This is a genomic window from bacterium, from assembly GCA_031082185.1.
Classification (GTDB): Bacteria; Sysuimicrobiota; Sysuimicrobiia; order Sysuimicrobiales; family Humicultoraceae; genus VGFA01.
Genome location: JAVHLI010000005.1, coordinates 33,878 through 53,345, shown reverse-complemented (window position 1 = coordinate 53,345; position 19,468 = coordinate 33,878). Strand labels below are relative to the sequence as shown.

The 19,468-nt window shown below is 67.4% G+C and carries 18 protein-coding genes and 1 tRNA gene; 10 read left to right on the top strand and 9 right to left on the bottom strand.

Translation table 11 applies throughout. The annotated features are described in order from the left end of the window. Nucleotides 1-11: 11 nt before the first annotated feature. The 3 genes from RDU83_06350 to RDU83_06340 all read right to left on the bottom strand — a co-directional run bounded on the left by RDU83_06350 (nt 12) and on the right by RDU83_06340 (nt 3,166). Nucleotides 12-1,886, bottom strand: coding sequence for an ATPase, T2SS/T4P/T4SS family (locus tag RDU83_06350; GenBank protein MDQ7840633.1), 1,875 nt, complete (start codon nt 1,884-1,886; stop codon nt 12-14). A gap of 13 nt (nt 1,887-1,899) precedes the next feature. Further along, nucleotides 1,900-2,151 carry a helix-turn-helix domain-containing protein gene (locus tag RDU83_06345; GenBank protein MDQ7840632.1) on the bottom strand — a complete coding sequence of 84 codons (252 nt, stop codon included), beginning with the start codon at nt 2,149-2,151 and terminating at the stop codon, nt 1,900-1,902. Nucleotides 2,152-2,290: 139 nt separating this feature from the next. Next, nucleotides 2,291-3,166: a diacylglycerol kinase family lipid kinase gene (locus RDU83_06340; GenBank protein MDQ7840631.1), complete on the bottom strand. Its 876-nt coding sequence runs from the start codon at nt 3,164-3,166 to the stop codon at nt 2,291-2,293. A gap of 82 nt (nt 3,167-3,248) precedes the next feature. Between RDU83_06340 and RDU83_06335 the strand changes: the two genes are divergently transcribed. The 6 genes from RDU83_06335 (at nt 3,249) to RDU83_06310 (ending at nt 9,291) form a co-directional block, all read left to right on the top strand. After that, nucleotides 3,249-3,620: a hypothetical protein gene (locus RDU83_06335; GenBank protein MDQ7840630.1), complete on the top strand. Its 372-nt coding sequence runs from the start codon at nt 3,249-3,251 to the stop codon at nt 3,618-3,620. Nucleotides 3,621-3,667: 47 nt separating this feature from the next. Next, the gene (locus tag RDU83_06330) at nt 3,668-4,804 is read left to right on the top strand and encodes an extracellular solute-binding protein (GenBank protein MDQ7840629.1); all 1,137 of its coding nucleotides are present in this window, start codon (nt 3,668-3,670) and stop codon (nt 4,802-4,804) included. 71 nt (nt 4,805-4,875) lie between these two features. After that, entirely contained in the window at nt 4,876-5,955 is a 1,080-nt protein-coding gene (locus RDU83_06325; GenBank protein ID MDQ7840628.1) for an ABC transporter ATP-binding protein, read from the top strand. Next, nucleotides 5,952-7,673 carry an iron ABC transporter permease gene (locus RDU83_06320; GenBank protein ID MDQ7840627.1) on the top strand — a complete coding sequence of 574 codons (1,722 nt, stop codon included), beginning with the start codon at nt 5,952-5,954 and terminating at the stop codon, nt 7,671-7,673. The genes RDU83_06325 and RDU83_06320 overlap by 4 nt, the downstream gene beginning before the upstream one ends. A 1-nt stretch (nt 7,674) precedes the next feature. After that, entirely contained in the window at nt 7,675-8,511 is an 837-nt protein-coding gene (locus RDU83_06315) for an HAD-IIA family hydrolase (protein MDQ7840626.1), read from the top strand. Between the two features lie 9 nt (nt 8,512-8,520). Further along, on the top strand, nt 8,521-9,291 hold the full coding sequence (locus RDU83_06310) for a glycerophosphodiester phosphodiesterase family protein (GenBank protein ID MDQ7840625.1): 771 nt from the start codon (nt 8,521-8,523) through the stop codon (nt 9,289-9,291). Here the strand turns inward: RDU83_06310 and RDU83_06305 are convergent. From RDU83_06305 to RDU83_06285, 5 genes are read right to left on the bottom strand one after another with little or no spacing between them, the layout of a single operon-like run. Beyond that, nucleotides 9,288-10,931, bottom strand: coding sequence for a glycerol-3-phosphate dehydrogenase/oxidase (locus RDU83_06305; GenBank protein MDQ7840624.1), 1,644 nt, complete (start codon nt 10,929-10,931; stop codon nt 9,288-9,290). The two genes, RDU83_06310 and RDU83_06305, sit on opposite strands and share 4 nt — an antisense overlap. Further along, nucleotides 10,928-12,115, bottom strand: coding sequence for a Gfo/Idh/MocA family oxidoreductase (locus RDU83_06300; GenBank protein MDQ7840623.1), 1,188 nt, complete (start codon nt 12,113-12,115; stop codon nt 10,928-10,930). The genes RDU83_06305 and RDU83_06300 overlap by 4 nt, the downstream gene beginning before the upstream one ends. 2 nt (nt 12,116-12,117) lie before the next feature. Continuing rightward, nucleotides 12,118-13,638, bottom strand: coding sequence for a tripartite tricarboxylate transporter permease (locus RDU83_06295; protein ID MDQ7840622.1), 1,521 nt, complete (start codon nt 13,636-13,638; stop codon nt 12,118-12,120). Between the two features lie 4 nt (nt 13,639-13,642). Continuing rightward, nucleotides 13,643-14,116 (bottom strand): tripartite tricarboxylate transporter TctB family protein, encoded by a 474-nt coding sequence (locus RDU83_06290; protein ID MDQ7840621.1) that lies wholly within the window; start codon nt 14,114-14,116, stop codon nt 13,643-13,645. 2 nt (nt 14,117-14,118) lie between these two features. Then, on the bottom strand, nt 14,119-15,132 hold the full coding sequence (locus RDU83_06285) for a tripartite tricarboxylate transporter substrate binding protein (GenBank protein MDQ7840620.1): 1,014 nt from the start codon (nt 15,130-15,132) through the stop codon (nt 14,119-14,121). Between the two features lie 147 nt (nt 15,133-15,279). Here RDU83_06285 and ispH point away from each other — a divergent pair, with 147 nt between their 5' ends. The 4 genes from ispH (at nt 15,280) to RDU83_06265 (ending at nt 18,254) form a co-directional block, all read left to right on the top strand. Then, entirely contained in the window at nt 15,280-16,143 is an 864-nt protein-coding gene (gene ispH, locus RDU83_06280; protein ID MDQ7840619.1) for a 4-hydroxy-3-methylbut-2-enyl diphosphate reductase, read from the top strand. Next, a complete protein-coding gene (gene der, locus RDU83_06275) occupies nt 16,140-17,498 on the top strand; it encodes a ribosome biogenesis GTPase Der (protein ID MDQ7840618.1) in 1,359 nt (452 codons plus the stop codon). The genes ispH and der overlap by 4 nt, the downstream gene beginning before the upstream one ends. Beyond that, the gene (gene plsY, locus RDU83_06270) at nt 17,495-18,121 is read left to right on the top strand and encodes a glycerol-3-phosphate 1-O-acyltransferase PlsY (protein ID MDQ7840617.1); all 627 of its coding nucleotides are present in this window, start codon (nt 17,495-17,497) and stop codon (nt 18,119-18,121) included. Before der ends, plsY begins: the two co-directional genes overlap by 4 nt. Nucleotides 18,122-18,177: 56 nt before the next feature. Beyond that, nucleotides 18,178-18,254: transfer RNA gene (locus tag RDU83_06265), tRNA-Pro, on the top strand. A gap of 169 nt (nt 18,255-18,423) precedes the next feature. Here RDU83_06265 and RDU83_06260 read toward each other — a convergent pair. Further along, the gene (locus tag RDU83_06260; GenBank protein ID MDQ7840616.1) at nt 18,424-19,377 is read right to left on the bottom strand and encodes a hypothetical protein; all 954 of its coding nucleotides are present in this window, start codon (nt 19,375-19,377) and stop codon (nt 18,424-18,426) included. Nucleotides 19,378-19,468 lie beyond the last annotated feature (91 nt).

The following is a 19,468-nucleotide window of genomic DNA, read 5'->3' as shown; positions in this document are numbered from 1 at the left end:
CCCGCTCCATCTCAGTCAATCGCCGCGAAGACTACGCGGCGCAGTTCTTCCACGCTGGTCGTGCCGTCGAGCGCCCTGGCCACACCGGCCTCGTTCATGACGCGCATTCCCTCGCGCCGCGCCGCCTCGCGGATAGTGGTGGCAGGACGCCGCTGCAGGATCAGGTCTCGAATCCCGTCCGTCACCTTCATTATCTCAAGCACGCCGGCGCGCCCTCTGTATCCCATGTGGCCGCACTCCGGGCAACCGCGTGGGCTCCAGACTGTGGCCGGCGGGTCGGCCGGAAGCCCCATCTCCACCGCCTGGTCGGGGGTGGCCTCCTGGGGGTGACGGCAGGCCGGGCAGAGCGCGCGTACCAGTCGCTGGCCGATCGAGGCCAACAGGGTGGAGGTGATGAGGTAGGGCTCCACGCCCATCTCGATGAGCCGTACGATCGCACCGGCGGCGTCGTTGGTGTGGAGCGTGCTCAGCACCAGGTGGCCGGTCAGGGCGGCCTGGACCGCGATCTGGGCGGTCTCGCTGTCGCGTATCTCGCCTACCATTACCACGTCGGGATCGTGGCGCATGATTGCCCGCAGCCCAGCCGCGAATGAGACCGCCATCTTCGTTCGCACTGCGATCTGGGTGATGCCCTCCAGGTGATACTCCACCGGATCCTCGACTGTCATGATGTTGCGCGTTCGCTCGTTGATCCGGTTTAGACAGGAGTACAGTGTGGTCGTCTTGCCCGAGCCTGTGGGTCCCGTGACAAGGACCATCCCGTACGGCCTGGCCAGCAGCCCTTCAAGTACCTTCTGCTGGTCGGGGAGAAGGCCCAGCCGCTCCAGCCCCAGCAGCACGCGGTGCTTGTCCAGCACCCGGACGCTCACACGCTCCCCGAAGTTGGAGCCGATCGAGGCGATGCGCAGATCGTGTTCGCGGCCGCCGAACTCGTACAACAGGCGGCCGTCCTGCGGCCGCACCCGCTCGGCAATGTCGAGTCCTGCCAGGGCCTTGATGCGCGAGGTCGCCGCGCCGCCCACACTACGGGACAGCCGCGCCTTGTCGTAAAGCATGCCGTCTATGCGGTAGCGCACGGTGGTGTCGTTGGCCTGCGGCTCTATGTGGATGTCGGTCGCTCCCTCGCGCACGGCGCCCTGGATTACCGAGTCCACCAGTCGCACCATCGGTGGGTCGAGCGGGGAGTCGCCGGCGACCACCGTGGCGAAATCGGGCTCGGCACCGGTGGCCCCCTCGGCCTCCAGGTCCTCGCCCACGGTCTGCGTGACGTTGAACCGCGTGGACAGCAGCCACTCGAAATCCCGCTCCGTGGTGAAGTAGGGCCGCACGCGGGCGCGCAGCAGGCCGGAGAGCCGGTCAATGGCCACGACGTCGGAGGGATCGGGCATGGCCACATGGACTTCCTGGCCGGCGCGCGCGAAGGGTGCCGCCCTCAGCTCTGTGATCACCGACAGCGGGACGCTGCGCAGTACCTGATCGTCAATCGGCGCCGTAACCAGGTTTACGTATGGATTGCTCCGCTGCGTGCCCAGCGCCTCGCCCACGGCGTGCTTCGTGACCAGGCCCCGCCCGATCAGCACCTGGCCCAGGCGCAGTCCGGTCTTGACCTGCTCGGCCAGCGCCTCCTCCAACTGGGCTTCGGTCAGGAGACCGGCCTCGACCAGCATCTGGCCGAGAGGCTTCTGCGTCGAAGTCGGTGCGTATGTCGTTTCTGCCCCGACCCGGCGCACCAGCGCGCCATCCTCCACAAGTGCATCCAGGGCAGCCTGCACATCATCGAGATCGGCGCCCAGGTGCGCCGCGATCGCTGCGGCGGCCGGGAGTTCGCGGGTATGGGCCTGGACATATGCCTGCACGCGGCTCTGCAGCAAGCCGTTGGTCTGCACGGGCTGGCCACGGCTAGCGGAGGGCACGGCGCCTCGGGGTGGAACGCCCGCGTGGCTTGGCGGGCTTGGCGGGCTGATCTTGGGAGTTGGATTCGTGTTTGTGCAGCCAGGAATCTATCTCGTCCTTCTTGAAGCGCCAGCCGCGGCCGACACGGATCGCGGGCAGTTGGCCCAGCCGGATCATCCGGTAGACGGTGATCGCGTGCACCCGCAGATAGCGGGCAACCTCCTGGACGGTCATAATGGTCGGCCTGCGTTCCAACATGGCGCCTCCGAGACAGTGTGCACTATTCAGTACTCTATATGCCATAAACAGTCTTGTTTTAGTCCTGGGTAGCATGACAGAACTTGAATATTCTCGAAGAGGCGTACGGATGCAGCCGTGCCGGGGAGGGAGAGGGCCGTCAGATAGCTGGGATCAGGACCTCAAGCGCGCCCGGATGGACCCGGAAGGTGGCCGGTAGCGTTCCGATGGTCTCGCCGTCCGCTTGGACCGTCAGCGGAGTTGTGCTCGTGACGATGATCTCGCGGCCCTGGGCCTGGCGGACTTTGGGGTGCAGGAGGTGGCGCCCGGAGTAGACCCTGGGCAGCACCCCCAGCGTCTCAATCCGGCTGAGCGGCCCCGCAATCACCACGTGCAGGATACCGTCATCCGCTCGGGCGCTGGGGACCATCCACATCCCCCCGGCGTTCCAGGCGGTGTTGCCGACCGCTATCAGGAAGAGCCGCTCGCGGTCCGGTATCCCGTCGGTGACAATCTCGACCTCAACCGGCCGGTAGATGACCAGCATCTTGAGGATGCCCAGCACGTACATGACCGTGCCGCCGAACACCTTGGGCCACGCGTTCACCTGTTTTGCAACCTCGCCGTCGAAGCCGGCGCCCGCGACCGTCAGGAAGTAGCGGTCGTTAACGACCCCGACGTCGAGGAGCTTGGGGCGTGCCGTCAGAAGCATGCCTGCGGCGGCGGCGGGGTCCCGCGGCAGCCCGAGGGCCCGCGCGAAGTCGTTGCCCGTTCCCACCGGCAGTACGCCCATGACCGGCCGCCAGCTGCGCCGGAGCAGCCCGTTGGCCACTTCGTGCGCGGTGCCGTCTCCGCCGACGGCCAGGATCACCTCGGCGTCCGAGGCCGCGGCCAGCTCCACGGCATGGCCCGGCCACAGGGAGAAGCTCTCGGTGATTTCCCAGCCGGCCGCTACAAGGACGGGCTTGGCGCGGGACCACGCTCGGGTCCCACGGTTACGGCCGGCTATCGGGTTGATGATGGCGTGTACGCGCATTCGCTGGATAGATACCAGAAATCCGCCGTAATTCCTGCTGGGGCGGCAGGAGTTATGGCCTTGTTGCTCGGAGTCTTCGTACATGGAGGACCTTCCTGACGGGATTCGGTCGCTGACGGTCGAGGTCCTGGCGCGCGGCCTGACAGGAAGCGGCCCCCCACGCCCCTCTGCCCCGGACTCCGGCGCGGACAGGGGCGAGGTCTACCGCCTCTTCCATCTTCTGGACCGGTTGCACGAGGTGTTCGGGGGGCGGGTCGCCGTGTATCTGGTTGAGCCGTTCTCGCTGACGTGGATCGCGCGCATCATCCGCCACCGCCCGCGCCGCTACCCGGCGTTCATACTGGGTGGGCGTGAAGTGATCGCCGGGCTCGATGAGGCGGCGGTCCTCTCGCGGGTGGCAGGGTTGCTGGGATCGGTCAAGGAGTTCAGTCAAGACGAGCAGAAGCAAGGATGAGTGGGGGTGAATGGACGGGCTAGAGGTTGAAGGGAGGTAGAGCAGATATGCACCGTACCATCTGGATCGTTGTTGTCGCCGTCAGCCTGGCACTGACGGCTCTGAACGCGGTACCGACCAGGGCACAGGTGACCATCGAGGACCGGCTTGTGTTGATCACGCCCGTGGCACGGACCGTCGCAGACCCCACGGCGGCGGCCTTCACAGAGTTCGCGCGCCGGCAGTTCGGCACCGCCGTGCGCGTGACGATTGTCTCCGCAGGCACTCCCGTGGCCTACGGCCGGATCCGCGAGTGGGGCGGTCGGCCCGAGGCAGACGTCTTTTGGGGCGGCGAGCCCGCGCTGTTCGACGACCTGGCCGAACGCAGGCTCCTAGTGCCCCACGAGGTTCCCGAGGCGATCCTTCGAGAAATCCCGGCCACGATCGGGACGCCCAAGCCCATCCGGCTCAAGGATCCCAAGGGCTTCTGGGTGGGTTGCTGTCTGACGCCGTACGGGCTGGTCTGGCACCCACGCCTCCTGCGGCGTCTTGGGGTGGAGACGATCCGCGACTGGGATGACCTACTCGATTGCCGCCTGAAGGGGCAGATTGCACAGTGCACTCCTGACAGGTCCAGCTCCAACCATGCCTCGTATGAGGTCATGTTGCAGATGCTCGGCTACCAGAAGGGTTGGGAGTGGTCGCAGAAGCTGGGCGCCAACACCGGAATCTTCGTAGCCCGCAGCCGCGACGTGCCCACGGTCGTAGCCAAGGGTGAGTTTGCCGTCGGATTTGCCGTGCCCGCCTACATGGCCTTCGAGGATGTTCTGGGCGGCCACGATCTCAAGTACGTGACCCCAACCGCCGGGTTTGTTACCCCCGAGCCCCTGGCAGTCCTGGCCGGGTCTCGGAGCTTGAGGGCTGCCAGGGCCTTCATCCAGTTCGCGCTCAGCGACGAGGGGCAGCGGGTGATGATGTCGCGCGGGCAGTTCGGCATCGCGCCCAAGTACCGGTTGGAGGGGCCGGCCGGTTCACCGGTGGAGCGCATGGCGGAGTTCGCCGGCGTGCGGTCGTTCTTCGACAGACCGGTCCGGAACGTCTACGACGACGACGTGGCCGAGAAGCGTTACAGCGAGGTCAACGACGTGTTCCGCAAGTTGATCCTCGAGCGGCACAAGGATCTTCAGAGACTGCACTGCCCATAACATCCGCTTGGATCGGGGGCGTGTGCCTCCCGGCGCCCGCCCCCGGCCTCCGCCCAGAGGAGTGACTTCGGATGCAGGTACGGCTGGTTGACCTTGTCAAGCGGTTCAAGGCGGTCGAGGCGATGGCCGGGGTTTCGCTTACCATCGCCGAAGGCGAGTTCTTCACGCTGCTGGGGCCTTCCGGGTGCGGGAAGACCACCACGCTGCGGATCGTGGCCGGGTTCTACGATCCCGACGAGGGGTCGGTCTTCTTCGACGACACGCCGATGAACGGCATCCCGCCCGCAGAGCGCGGCATCGGGATCGTCTTCCAGAACTACGCGCTCTGGCCGCACATGACGGTCTTCGAGAACGTCGCCTACGGCCTGAAGATCCAGCGCACGCCGCGGGAAGAGATCAAGACCCGCGTGATGGGTACCCTTGAGCAGGTTGGTCTACAGGGGCTGGAGTCCCGTACCCCGGGTCAGCTCAGCGGCGGCCAGCAGCAGCGGGTGGCGGTGGCACGGGCGCTCGTGTTGAACCCGCGGGTGCTGCTGCTCGACGAGCCGCTCAGCAACCTGGACGCGAAGGTGCGGGCCCGGCTGCGCAGCGAGATCCGCCGTCTACAGCAGGATCTGCACATCACCACGATCTACGTTACCCACGATCAGGAAGAAGCGATGGTTCTCTCGGATCGTATTGCGGTCATGGACGCGGGCCGCGTACTGCAGATAGGGACGCCGGTTGAGCTCTACGAGCAGCCGGCCGGGCTGTTCGTCGCCGATTTCATCGGCACCAACAATCTGGTGTCCGGTACGGTGACGGAGGTCTCCGGCGAGATGGTGGCCCTGAAGACCACTGCGGGCATCCTGCGGGGAAGGGCGGTTGGTACTGTCAAGCCGGGCAGCGCGGCCGTCGTGGCGATCCGGCCGGAGAACCTGACGCTTGCCGAAGGTCGAGGCGATCTGGGCGTCGTGGTGCGAGGTCGCGTCGCCGTCTCGCAGTATATGGGCAACGTGGTTCGCTACGAGGTGGATGCCGGCGATGGCGTGGTGCTTCTGGTGGACGTCCACGATCCTAGGCGCCACCAGCTCCTGGGCCCCGGCCGGGAGATAACCGTGGGGTTCACCGCGGCGTCCGCGCTGGTCTTCCCCTCGGAGCGCCAGGCATGACGCCGGGGATCGTTCGGGCAACGGCAGCGCATCCCGTGGCGCGGCGGCGCGTGCCTGCAGTTGTAATGGCCCTGCCGATATATGCGTTTCTCTTCTTGTTTATCGCCTTTCCGCTGTGGCGTCTTTTTGTGGACGCGGTGACGACAGAGGAAGGGAAGTTCACCCTCGCCTTCCTTCGGGACTTCGCCACCGACGGTTTCTACCGGCGGTCGCTCGTGAACTCGCTTATCGTCTCGGCCGGTACGGTTGTCGGCTGCATTGTGATCGGGTTCCTGGCTGCTTTCCTGCTCGTGCGGTACGACTTCCCCGGCCGCGAAACATTCTCGTACCTGACCATCCTGCCCATAATCATGCCCCCGCTGGTGGGCATCATGGGACTGGTGTTCGTCCTGGGCCGCGCAGGCACCATCAACGTCATCCTGATGGACTACTTCGGCCTTGCCAAGCCGATCAACTTCATCTACGGCTGGCACGGCGTGCTGCTGGCGATGATCATGCACTACTTCCCGCTCATCACGCTCAACGTCGTGGACGGTCTCAGCAAACTTGACGCCTCGCTTGAGGAGGCCGCCGAGGCGATGGGCTCCCGCGGCCTGAGAAAGATACGCGACATCACTATTCCACTCGTCACCCCGGGCTTCATCTCGGGCGCCACGCTGGTATTCATCCTGGCGTTTGCGGATTTCGCCACGCCGCTTGTCGTCGGGATGCAGGATCTGATTTCGTCCCAGGCCTACCTGAACATAGTGCAGTACATTGATAACCGGCTGTTCAAGATGGGCATTGTAATCGGCGCCCTCATGGCCGCCATGGCTATCGTCTTTCTGGTGATCGCCCGGCGCATCGTGGGGTTGCGCGAGTATGCCGTCGTCTCCTACCGCGCAGTGGAGAGGCGTCCCCTCAGGGGCGTGGCGAGGGTGCTGGCGCCGGCGTTCTTCGTCGTAATCCTAACGGTGGCGTTCCTGCCGTACCTGGGCGTGACCCTGGCGGCGTTCGGGAAGGCCTGGTCGCTCACGCCGTTTCCAACCCGGTTCACGCTGGCGCACATGGATCAGGTACTGCACCTGACGCCCATCTACCTGATCAACACCCTGCGCTGGAGCGCAATCGCGGTGCTGATCATCCTGGCGTTCGGCGTTCCCATCGGATGGGTACTGGCACGTACCACGCTACCTGGGCGGGGGATGATTGACTCCGCTGTCATCCTGATCCTGGCCCTACCCGGGACCGCGCTGGGGATCGCCTACATCCGAGCGTTTCACTTCCCGCTTCCGGTGATCGGTCTTGTGCTGAGCCGCATGTGGATCATCATGCCGCTCGTACTGGCAGTCCGCCGGATGCCGTACACGGTGCGGGCGGTGTATGCGTCCATGCTGGGCCTTCACCGTTCCATGGAGGAGTCGGCCGCGAGCGTGGGCGCCTCCGGGCTGCGGACGTTCTTCGACATCACGCTTCCGCTGATCTGGCGCGGGGTGCTGGCAGGCGCCCTGTTCTCGCTGATGTTCGCGCTCCAGGAGGCGGCGGCGACCATCCTGCTGGTCCTGCCCGGATGGGAAACGATGACGGTGGGCATCTTCACCTTCTACACCTCGGGCACGATCGGGCAGGCCGCTGCCCTGGGGTTCGTCCTGATCCTGCTCTGCGCAGCCACGCTGTACGGGGTCTACCGGCTAACGGGCGCGCGCATGGGCGGCTTGTTCGGCTCGGGCGGGGGGTAGCGTGAGCCCGGCGGGAGGCATGGGCCCGGCGGGAAGCATAGGCCCGGTGGTGCGGCGGCCGGACCGTCTGTACGCCGGGTATGCCTTCGACCTGGACGGCACGGTCTACTTGGGCGAGATCCTGCTGCCGGGAGCAGAGCGCACCGTGGCCTCGTTGCGGGCGGATGGCAGGCCGATTGTTTTCCTGTCCAACAACCCGCTGCGCAACCGGGAGGAGTACGCGGCTAAGCTAACGTCGCTGGGCATTCCGGCTGAACCCGGTGATGTGATCAACTCGTCCTATGTACTGGTCAGGCACCTGCTGGCCACCGCTCCAGGCGCCCGGCTCTTCGTCATTGGGGAACCCTCGGTGCGGTCGGAACTGGAATCGGCGGGATTTGTGCTCACCGATAGTCCCCGCGAGGTGGAGATCGTGGTGGCCTGCTTCGACCGCACGTTTGACTACCGCAAGCTCCAGGTGGCCTTTGACGCGATCCGCTCCGGAGCCCGGTTCGTGGCCACGAACCGGGACGCGTATTGCCCTACGCCGGAGGGCGGGCTGCCGGACTGCGGTGCGATAATTGCGGCGGTGGAGGCCGCTACCGGCCATCCGGCGGAGGAGGTGGTGGGCAAACCCTCACGCATCATGGGCCGCGTGCTGGCCGAGCGGCTGGGCGTGCCGCCCGCCGATAGCCTGATCGCCGGGGACCGGCTGGAGACCGATATCGCGATGGGCCGTGCCTCGGGAATGGTCACAGCGGTGGTGCTGACGGGCGTCACCACTCCCGATGAAGCGCTGGGCGCCGACCCGCAGCCGGACTTCATACTGGAGCGGCTGGACCAGCTGTTGCAGGACTGAGGTGTTGAAGTGAGCGGCAGGATTCCCCTGATAGTTGCCCACCGCGGCGCCTCAGGTGAGGCCCCCGAGAACACGCTGGCCGCGTTCCGGAGGGCCCTCGAGATCGGCGTGGACGGGGTGGAGTTGGATGTACACCTTACCTCTGACGGCGAGCCGGTTGTGATCCACGATCCCATGCTGGACCGTACCACTGACGGCCTCGGGCTGGTTAGGGATCAGACCCTGGCGGCTGTGCGCCGGCTGGACGCAGGGCGGTGGTTTGGCGAGCGGTTTGCAGGTGAGCGCGTTCCAACGCTGGCCGAGGCCCTTGATTTGCTCCGGCCCGTTCGCGTCATCGTCGAAGTGAAGAACGGTCCCATCTACTACCCGGGGATAGCTGCGCGCGTGGCCGCGGAGGTTCGCGCAGCCGGACACCCCTCGGTGACCGCGTCGTCGTTTGACCACCCGGTGCTGGTGGAGCTGAAAGCCGAGGCGACCCGCCTGGGCACCACCTTGGACACCGCTGTGCTGTACGTGGGCCGACCGGTGAACCCGGTCGGCCTGGCCCGCGACGCAGGAGCGGATGCTCTGCACCCACACTGGGCCTACCTGACCCCTGAGCTGGTTGGCGCGGCGCACGCCGCGGGCCTGCGCGTGGAGACCTGGACCGTGGACGACCCGCTGTACCTAGCGCACGTGATGGGGATGGCGCCGGATGGCGTGATGTCCAACCATCCGGGCCGGCTACGTGAGTTCCTGGCAGCGCACGGGCACCCTCTGCCGCCGGCTGCCGCGTCCTAGCGGGTCTTCCAGCCGGACTCTCGGTCGCGCTGCTCCTCGTAGGCATCCCGCTGGCGGCTGACCTCGGCTGCATCCCAGCCCAGCTCGGCCGCCATGAGCGACACCACGGTTTCGACTGCGGCGTAGGCCGCCCCGGCGTCCAGCACCGCCAGCCGCGTGCGCAGGAACATGCAATCGGCCAGTGTCGCGGTCTGCTCGGCCCTGCAGGAGTAGACGACCTCGGCCGCGGTGACCGCGATGCCCGGAACGAGCCGATCGGCCAGGGCAGGTTCGGACTGAATTAGCGCCAGCAGATCGAGGCTCCCTGCCCCGTAGGACTCGAGCAGGTGGATCTGCTGGTCCGCGGCCAGGCCTGATGTGGACAGTGCCGTGCGGGCTTCTTCCAGTCCGGCGGCGCCGGCCAGCGGCAGGTTCGCGGTGCGGCACTGCCGGCGGCTGCCGTCGCGCGCGGTGATCGCGTCCACCGTGTCCTCGGCCATGGCCCGGTAGCCGGTCAGCTTACCGCCGACTATGCTTATCAGCCCTCCAGGGGAGACCGCCACGTGGTGGTCGCGTCCCATCACCGACGTGGGTCCGGATGCAGAGGCAACCAGCGGCCGGATGCCTGCAAACGCGCCGGTCACGTCGCCGTTCCCCAGAGGACGCCTGAGGTATCGGTTGGCGTGGTCCAGCAGGTAGTCGACGTCGGCTTCTGTCACGAGAGGCGACGACAGGTCACCATTGTAGGCGTCATCGGTCGTGCCCAGTACGTGGCGACCCGCCCACGGCACGATGAAAGCCAGCCGGCCGTCGTCGGTCTCCGGGATCACAATGGCTTCCTTGTGCGCCACCGCCCCTGGGCGCAGCACCAGATGCGATCCCTTGCTGTGGCGGATCCGAAACTCGGGTTTGGGGTCCAGCCCTGCGACCTGTTCCCCCCAGATTCCTGCGGCGTTGACCACAAAACGGGCGCTCACCTCGAACGATCGGCCGGTGAGCCGATCCTCGACCGCCGCGCCCATGATGCGACCCCCCTCGCGGCGCAACGCCGTGACCGCGGCGTAGTTGCAGGCCACGGCGCCGTGAGCCCTGGCCGTTGCCAGGACGGCGTGTGTCAGCCTGACGTCGTCGGCGCGCGCGTCGTAGTAGACCAGGGCGCCGCGCAGGCCGTCTGGGTTCAGGTCAGGCACGTCGCGCTCCACCTGCGCGCGCGACATCGTCCGGTGGTGGAGCGCCGGGTCCCTGGCGAAAAGGTCGTAGGCCGCCAGGCCCATCCGGATTCCCAGCGGAGCGAACGGCCGCAGTAGTGACGGGACCCGCACGCCCAGCGGGCGCCGGAGCCCGGCGTAGAGCGGCACGACGAACGAGAGGGGACGGACCAGGTGGGGCGCCAGACGCAGCAGACGCCCGCGCTCGCGCAGCCCCTCGCGCACCAGCGCCAGGTGTCCCTGGGGAAGGTAGCGGATCCCGCCGTGCACGAGCTTCGTGGAGCGGCTGCTGGTCCCCCCGGCGTAGTCGGCCTGCTCGACCAGCCCGACGTGGTAGCCGCGGGACGCCGCGTCCAGCGCCACACCCGCGCCGGTAATCCCACCGCCGATGACCAGTACCTCAACCCCGCTCTCCAGCGCCGTCATGGACTCGGTTCGCGAAACGATCGTCATTGTGGAATCTCGGCGAGCGTGACCCGCCTTCCCTGTTCAGCCGAGAGATACCCGGCGTAGATCACGTCCACCACATCGTAGGCCAGCTCCGCCCCTGAAAGCGGCTCGTCTCCAGTGGAGATCGCGCGGGCGAAGTCGGCCATCTCCTGAGGGTACCCCCGCATCCAGTCCTCGTCCGGGGACGCGAACTGCCAGCCCGCGGTGGTCTCGACCTTCTCGGCGATGTACTCGCCGCTCAGGATGCGGCCGTCCGGCGCGTAGGTCATCACCGAGCTGTTGGGATTGATGTTGGCGTACAGCACCGCGTTGGAGAGGTAGGCCTGCACTGTGTTCTTCACCCCGCCCAACGAGACGTCCGTGGAGAAGACGGTCGCGCGGGTGCCGTCATCGAAACCGATCACGGCTACCGACCAGTCCTCGACATCCTCCCAGGCGTCAACAATGAACCGCTCCGCTCGGCTGCGGAAGGCCTCCGTGGCCGTCAGCCGCGCGGTCTCGGCGGTGACCCACACCGGCCGGATGGGCGTCCCTGCCCGCAACCGCCCCTCGAAGGCCTTTAGGTGCAGGACGGCGCCCACCGGATGCGATCCCATCCGCAACAGCGAGCCGCCGCCGGAGGTGCGCCAGCGGCGCGAGTAGGCCGCATGAGACCCCGAGTGGCTCTCCTCGGCGCGCAGGTCAAGGATCGCTCCGCCGCTCTGGCGGATGAACCTCCGGATCTTCTCGACCGGCGGCGCGTAGACGAAGTTCTCCGCGTAGCAGAGCCGCACGCCGGCCGAGGCGGCGGCGTCCAGGATCTGACGGGCGGTCTGGCGGGCCTTGGTCCACATGTGGATTTTTGGCACGGCTTCACCGACGCGCTCCTCGGTTGAGTCCTCGCCGAAATACCCGGTTAGGGGTTTCTCGACGATGATGTGCTTGCCCGCGTGGGCCGCGGCAACGGCCATCTCCGCGTGGAGGTGGTTGGGCACGCACAGATCCACCGCGTCAATGTCGTCCCGCGCCAGGAGCGCCTCATAGCCGGGGACGACCAGCGGGACGCCGTGTCGTCGGGCAAACGCTTCCGCCCGCTCCCGCCGAGCCGCGCAGACGGCCCAAAGGGCCGCGCGGCCCTCCAGAGTCTTGAGCGCGTGCGCATGGATATCCGCGACGAAGCCTGCTCCTGCCAGCCCGATTCTGACCATTTCTACCCTGCACCTCCAAAACGCCGCCTGAGGGCGCGGAACCTGCCTGCCACCCACCCCGGCAGGGGTGTGCGACTGAGCACCGTCGCCGCTGAAAGGGCCACAAGTATCGCCGAGATCGGTCGGGTGAAGAAGGGCGTGGGGTCGCCCGCTGTGAGCGTTAGCGCGCGCCGGAGGTTGTCGTCGGCCATCGGGCCTAGGATGAACCCCAGCACCAACGGCGCAACCGGGAAGCCGGCCGCCTGCAGCAGGAATCCCAGCACCCCGAACCCCAGCATCACGTACACGTCGAACTGGCGCGCGGCTATGGCGTAGCTGCCCACCACCGCGAGCACATACACGATGGGCATGAGCGCCTGGCGCGGGATCAGCAGAACCCGAACCATCGGCCGCACGAAGATCAGACTGAGAACGAACACGGCCAGCGTGGCCGCCACGAAGATAGCGACGATCTCGGCGATCACGTGGGGGTGCTTGAGCACCAGCAGCGGTCCTGGTTGGAGGCCGTGAATCGTCAGTGCCGCCAGCAGCACCGCTGCCGGAGCGCTGCCCGGCACGCCCAGCGTGAGCACCGGGATCATTGCGCCGCCGATGCAGGCGTTGTCACCGGTCTCGGCGGCGATCAGTCCCTCGATAGAGCCCCCCCCGAACTGCTCCGGCGTGCGGCTGGTGCGCTTCGCCGTGTCGTAGGAAACCCACGACGCAATATCCTCGCCCACGCCGGGGATGACGCCGATTGTGGTCCCGATGAACCCCGAGCGGAGTATGTGCCGCCAGTGCCTCAACACCTCGCGCACCCGGGGGAGCACGCGGTCCAGGTTCGTCTCGACCACCAGCCGCTCATCGCGGCGCATCACGCTGAGGATCTCGCCCATCCCGTAGGCGCCCACCAGCACCGGAATGAGCGCGAACCCGGCCTGCAGCTCGACCCGGCCGAAGGTGAATCGCGGGAAGGCGTGGATGCCGTCCAGGCCCACGGTTGCCAGCAGCAGGCCCAGGAACCCGGCCATCCATCCCTTGATGGGGTCTGTGGGCGCCGTGAGGCTTCCGGCTATCACTATGCCGAAGATGGCCAGCCAGAAGAACTCCCAGCTACCAAACTTGAGGGCAACCTGTCCCAGCAGGGGCGCGAAGACCGCCAGCATTGACACCCCAAACAGCGTGCCTAGAGTGGAAGCGGTGACGGACAGACCGATCGCCTCTGCGGCCCGGCCCTGCATCGCCAGCGGATATCCGTCCAGGCACACCGCCGCCTGCGCCGGGGTGCCCGGGATGTTGATCAGCACCGCCGACCGGCTACCGCCGGTAATCGCGCCCACGTAGGTTGCGATGAGCACCGCGATGGCGTACTCAACCGGGAGGCCGAATGTCAGGCCGGTGAGCAGTGAGAGCGCCATCGTCGCGGTCAGACCCGGGAGCATGCCGAAGACGATCCCGACCTGCCCGCCCAGCAGAACCAAGCCTACCATCACCGGGTTCGTGATCAATCGGGTGAACTCTACAAGGAGGGTCCAGGGTGTCATGGCTTCAGGGCAGCGGAACCAGGAACACCCTCGTGAACACCCAGGTTACGGTGGCCGCAGTGATGAGCGCCGATGCGACGGCCTTCCACGCGCTCGTCCCCCGAAACGCCATGGTCATGGTGAAGACGAAAAGGGCGGTCAGGATCGCGAACGGCATGCGGCCCATAAGGAAGGCGAAGGCAAGGGCAAGTACGAGCGTCAATACGACCCGGCCGGCTCCCCACCGGAGCGCGCGGTCAACCAGTTCTACATCACCCGACCGCGCCCGGAGGTGGCGCAGCCCGCGGAGCGTGAGGGCAAGCGCCTGGGCCAGCAGCACGGCTGCCAGGACCGTGGGCACCAGTCCAGGCGCGTTGAGCCAGGTCCAGTGCATGGTGTGCATCGGCATCCGCAGGGCCCCGACCAGAAAGGCCAGGGAGAGGACGCCGAGCGCCAGGCCCGCGGCCACGTCGGCCGGGGCCGATCGGGATGCCGGCACGTTCACGGCTTCGGGATGCCCAGATCCGCCGGCGACCGCTTGGCCAGGCCCGCGTCGAACAGCGTCCAGGCCACCCTTCTTGCTTTGGCTTCGGTAATGTCAGAAGCCCGCTTCCCGGACAGAGACGCATGCGCGGTGCCCATGTGCTTGGCAAAACTGCGCAGCGTGAACGTGTCCGCGGCGTACAGGAAGGCCTCGTCAACCGCCGCGACCACTGCCGCCGGGAGATCCTTTGGGACCATGACCCCGAAGTACGAGCCGGTTTCCGGGAAGTTGGGAATGAAGGTGGTAATGGCAGGGATGGTACCGTACTCGTTCAGCTCCAACGGGGTGCTCGACATGACCGCCAGCGCGCGCAGCCGTTTGGCCCGCAGCATCTCCGCGGCTTCCATGGAGAGCTGCATCACCACTTCCACCTCGCCCGCCACGGCGGCAACCACCGCGGGCGCCCCGCCCGCGTAGGCGATGTGCCGGTAGGTCGTGCCCGCGGCGAGCCTGAAGGTCTCGGCCGCCAGGTGTCCGGAGCTGCCGGCGCCCGCCGAGGAGACCGTCACGGCGCCGGGCCGTGCCTTCATGGCGTCAATCAGACCCTTCACATCCTTGATCGGCGAGTCGGCCCGCACAGCTATCACGTTTGGAGCGTAGAGAGAGTAGAAGTACAGCCAGTCCCTGTGGGTTAGGTCGAGCTGGCCCAGTACCGCGTAGCTGATGGCCGCCGTGCTCGAGTTGGCGGTCCAGGTGTAGCCGTCGCGGGGCCGGTCCCAGACTTCCTTCATGCCGATCGCGCCGCCGGCGCCCGGGCTGTTGATGATCACGATCTTCTGGCCTAGGGGCTTCTCCATCTGGCTGGCCATGATCCGTGCGGTCATGTCCGTGGAGCCGCCGGCCGCCCAGGGAACGATGATGGTGATCGGCCGGGCGGGCTTCCACGGGGCCGGGCCTGCCTGCCCCGGATCCACGCCTATCAGTCCGGCCACCAGGAACATCAGAATCGCGGTTGTTGCCAATCTTGTCACTTCAGACGCCTCCTTCCGGTTCTTCGCATGCTACGAGCCACTTGACTGCGTCAATTCTACCAACTCTGACCGTTACATTGTACCCTACCGGGGGGTCTGCTATCCTCAATCAATGAACGCGTGGCTTCGGGGTGGCGCTTGGAGGTAGTGCTTGCCAGGCATCAGGGGTTCTGCGGCGGAGTCCGGCGCGCGGTGGAGATGTCCGAGACGGCGGCACGCGGGCACGCCGGCGGCGTCCAGACCTGGGGGCCGTTGATTCACAACCCGCAGGTGGTCGGGCGGCTCGAGGAAGCCGGCATCTGCGTGGCCGATGATCTCCGTGACCTGGGCGGCGAGGTCTTCGTCGTTTCCGCCTACGGGGTGGAGAGCGCGGTGCTGGAGGCCGCCAGGGCGCGCGGCATGGCCGTGGTGGACGCCACCTGTCCGGTTGTCACGCGGGCCCACTCGCTCGCCTACCGCCTGGCCGAGGAAGGCTACCAGGTAATCGCGGTCGGCGATCACGGCCATCCCGAGATGGTGACCCTCAAGGAAGCTCTGGGTGATCGTGTGACTGTGGTGCACGATCGCGCGGAAGCCGCGGCGGTGCGCCTGCGCGGCAAGACCGCCGTGATTTCGCAGACCACGCAATCCGTTTTGAACTTCAGAGAGATCGTGGGCGACCTGGCGCTGCGTACCAGAGAGCTGAAGGTCCTCAATACCCTCTGCCCGGCCATCACCGTCAGGCAAGAGGAGGCCGAGATCATGGTTGGAGAGGTGGGTGCTCTGGTCGTGGTGGGCGGACAACACAGCAGCAACACCACCCGCCTGGCCGAGATCGGCCGGTCGCACTCGTTGCCCACCTATCACATCGAGGCCCCGCGCGAACTCGATCCGGCCTGGTTCGCAGGCGTCGATCGGGTAGGTGTGATGTCGGGCGCATCCACGCCTGACTGGATCATTGCCGAGGTCGTCGAGCGACTCCGGCAGATCGGGCTCGAGATGAAGCAGGCCGCCGACCTGCCGGTTCCATGACCACCCGCGCCTCGTTGCCGGTCGTCGCCATCATCGGCCGACCCAACGTTGGCAAGTCCGCCTTGTTCAACCGGCTGGTCAGCCGGCGGCACGCCATCGTGGAGGATCACCCGGGCGTTACCCGGGACCGGCTCTACGCGGTTGCCGAGTGGGGCGGCCGCCGCTTCACGGTGGTGGACACGGGTGGGCTGCGGTCGGCGACGGCAGAGGGCCTAGAGACCAGAGTGCGGGCGCAGTCCGATGCGGCGATCGAGGAGGCCGACCTGGTCCTGTTCGTGGTGGACGTGCGAGACGGGATCCTGTCCGAGGACCGCGACATCGCCGAGATCGTTCGCCGCGCGCGCTCTCCGGTGCTGGTCGTCGCCAACAAGGTGGACGGACCGGCCCAGGAGATCGGAGCCCAGGAGTTCTTCGAACTGGGACTTGGGGCTCCATTCCCGGTCTCTGCCATCCACGGCCGCGGGACCGGCGACCTGCTGGACGCGGTGATAGCCCTCCTCCCGGCCGAGGCTCCGCTGGCCGAGACCGGAGAGGCGGCCGGGGAACCGATCGCGGTGGCGATCGTCGGCCGGCCCAACGTGGGCAAATCGTCGCTGGTCAACGCGATGCTGGGCGAGGAGCGCGTCGTGGTGGACGCCACGCCGGGCACCACCCGCGACTCGGTGGATACGCCGTGCGAGCGGGGCGGCCGTACCTACGTGCTCGTGGACACCGCGGGACTGCGTCGCCGCGCGCGGGTCGCCGCGGCCGTCGAGGCCTACAGCGCCGGTCGCTCACGGGCCGCAATCGCGCGGGCGGACGTGGCGGTGCTGGTGCTGGACGGCTCCGAACCGGTTTCCGACCAGGACCAGCGAATCGGCCGCGAGATCGCCGATGCCGGCCGCGGCGTTCTGGTGGTCATGAACAAGTGGGACCGCATCGCGTCCTCGCCCGCGCCAGACCGGCCACGCGAGCAGGCGGCCCGGCGGGCCCTGCGCTTCCTGAGCTATGCCCCGATCCTGGCCGTCTCGGCCACGGAGGGGTGGGGGATCGCGGAGGTGTTCGAGGCTATCGCGCGCGTGGCCGAGTCCCACCGCGGGCGAATCGCCACCGGCCCGCTCAACCGGGTCATCGGGAACGCGGTGGCCCTAAGAGAGCCACCCGCGGATTCCTTCGGCCGGCGCCTGAAGGTCTTCTACGCGACACAGCCCGCTACGCGTCCGCCCATCGTGGTGCTGTTCGTAAACGATCCGGCCAAGATGCAGCAGGCCTATCTCCGATACCTGGAGCGGGCCGTCCGGGCGGCTTTCGACCTGACCGGCACGCCGCTGCGGCTGGTGATGCGGCGGCGCAGGGGAGAGGAAGGTCCCGCTTGATCGCTTTGGCCGCCCTCGCCGTGGTGGGCGCCTACCTGCTGGGCGCCGTTCCGTTTGGCCTTCTCGTGGTGCGCGCCGCCACAGGACGCGACATCCGCAAGGAAGGCAGCGGCAACATTGGCGCCTCCAACGTGTACCGCGTTGCCGGCCCGGCGGTCGGCGTCCTGGTGCTCGCGCTGGACCTGCTCAAGGGCCTCCTACCCGTGGTCGTCACGCAACGCCTGGGCCTGGATTCCGCGACAACCATCGTCGCGGGCCTGGCGGCGATCGCAGGACACAACTGGTCGGTCTTCCTGCGGGGCGCCGGCGGGAAGGGGGTCGCCACCTCCTACGGCGTGCTGCTCGCTCTCTCACCGGCCGCCGGTCTGATCGCAGCCGGGATTTGGGTCGCCGTGATCCTCATAACCAGATACGCCTCGCTGGCCTCCCTGCTCGGGGTCCTGTCGGTGCCGGTGGTCATGCGCCTGCGTTCAGAGCCGGCCGTGCACCTCGCCTTCGGTCTTGCCGTTGTGATCTTCGCGTTCTACCGCCACCGCGCCAACATCGGGCGTCTGCTGCGCGGGCAGGAGCTGCGGATTACGGGGAGGCGTGGGGGCGCAGAGAGCAACGCAGAGAGCAAGTAGCCATTCCGTAAAGTTGTTCGGGAATCCGGCCGGGTGCTATACTTGGCGTCGGATGTCGGGCCGTAGCGCAGCTTGGTAGCGCGCCTGAATGGGGTTCAGGAGGCCCCGGGTTCAAATCCCGGCGGCCCGACCAGGCTAGAACACAGACAGGACGCTGAAACCGGCGTCCTGTCTTGCTTTCAGCCGCTGCGGTGCTTCCGGTTCATTCCGGGTGCTTTGGCTTCAGTGGGGGTGTTTTGGCCTCCGTAAGGCAACAGTAAGGCAACAGGAAGGCAACAGAACGCCGCCGGCCTGACCTCCTCTCACGGCGCCACACTGTCAGGGGACCCTCCTGCCGGTCCAAGGACGAGGCGGGCCAGCACCGGGTGGTCCTTTCGCAGCCGCGCCCACCGCACCCGCAGCGCGTGGGGACTGACCTGCCTGCCGCCGGCCTGGGGCCACCTATCCGCGAGGCTTTGCCAGTACGCCATCAGGCCACGACGGCGAGGCGGAGGCGGCCCCGCCTTCCGCATGAGCCGCACGAGGTCCAGGTCCTCCTCAGTCGGCAGCCGGCCGCCAAGAAGCCAGATCGGGGCCTGGCTGGCGCGCTTCTGGCGTACTCGTCTTGGCCCCGGTCTCGCGCCCAGCAGGCCCGCCAGGGCCTCGGCGAGGGTGGTCTCGGTCAGACCCCAGGGCCAGAGGGTGATGACCGCCTGCGGGATGCCGCCGATGGCGCTGGTCCACAGTGCCCGCCAGTGATAGAGGGGCGCCCGCCCCGTCAGGACATACGCCACGGCGTCTTCCTGCGGCCAGCCGGTGAAGGTCGAGAGTTCTTGGACGTGGGGTAGGAGTCGGAGCAGCGGGCCCGAGGCCGCAGACAGGTTCGTCCGGCCTCGCAGGTCCGGCGCGTAGACCGTCAGCGAGGGGGCCGCCACGTCAAGATGCAGGCCGAACTGCTGCTCCATCGCCCCCTGCCACCGCAGGATGGCCCTTGCGGCCGCGCGGCTTGTCCCAGGAGCGCACCGTTCCAGCCACCGCCATGCCTTCGCGTAGCCGCCGCGGGCGGGAGGGAATGGTGGCGTAGATCGGCCCCAGAGGTCCTGACGCGCGGCCTCGGCCATGGGGGCGATGCGCAGGGCGATGAGGTCCGGCCAGGAGGACGCGGGCGGGCGGTCCCGCCCCAGCAACTTGGAGATCCGGCGGAAGGGGCCGGCCTGCGTGTCCGTGTTGAGCTCGCGAAGGAGCGAGGCGATTTTCAGGGCATCAGTCGTCGGCATCGTTGGCCTCCATAGTGAACAACTCCTGCTGGATTTGGTGTTCACTCCGAAGAGAAGATTAGCGGAAAAACGCCCAAGAGGCAAGGAGGCA

What these genes read in the sequence shown, in the direction of transcription:
- RDU83_06340 (MDQ7840631.1), bottom strand. Translation starts at nt 3,166, where the DNA reads ATGCGCGTACACGCCATCATCAACCCGATAGCCGGCCGTAACCGTGGG.
- RDU83_06330 (MDQ7840629.1), top strand. Translation starts at nt 3,668, where the DNA reads ATGCACCGTACCATCTGGATCGTTGTTGTCGCCGTCAGCCTGGCACTG.
- RDU83_06260 (MDQ7840616.1), bottom strand. Translation starts at nt 19,377, where the DNA reads ATGCCGACGACTGATGCCCTGAAAATCGCCTCGCTCCTTCGCGAGCTC.
- RDU83_06300 (MDQ7840623.1), bottom strand. Translation starts at nt 12,115, where the DNA reads ATGGTCAGAATCGGGCTGGCAGGAGCAGGCTTCGTCGCGGATATCCAT.
- RDU83_06335 (MDQ7840630.1), top strand. Translation starts at nt 3,249, where the DNA reads ATGGAGGACCTTCCTGACGGGATTCGGTCGCTGACGGTCGAGGTCCTG.
- RDU83_06320 (MDQ7840627.1), top strand. Translation starts at nt 5,952, where the DNA reads ATGACGCCGGGGATCGTTCGGGCAACGGCAGCGCATCCCGTGGCGCGG.
- RDU83_06295 (MDQ7840622.1), bottom strand. Translation starts at nt 13,638, where the DNA reads ATGACACCCTGGACCCTCCTTGTAGAGTTCACCCGATTGATCACGAAC.
- RDU83_06325 (MDQ7840628.1), top strand. Translation starts at nt 4,876, where the DNA reads ATGCAGGTACGGCTGGTTGACCTTGTCAAGCGGTTCAAGGCGGTCGAG.
- RDU83_06345 (MDQ7840632.1), bottom strand. Translation starts at nt 2,151, where the DNA reads ATGTTGGAACGCAGGCCGACCATTATGACCGTCCAGGAGGTTGCCCGC.
- RDU83_06305 (MDQ7840624.1), bottom strand. Translation starts at nt 10,931, where the DNA reads ATGACGATCGTTTCGCGAACCGAGTCCATGACGGCGCTGGAGAGCGGG.
- der (MDQ7840618.1), top strand. Translation starts at nt 16,140, where the DNA reads ATGACCACCCGCGCCTCGTTGCCGGTCGTCGCCATCATCGGCCGACCC.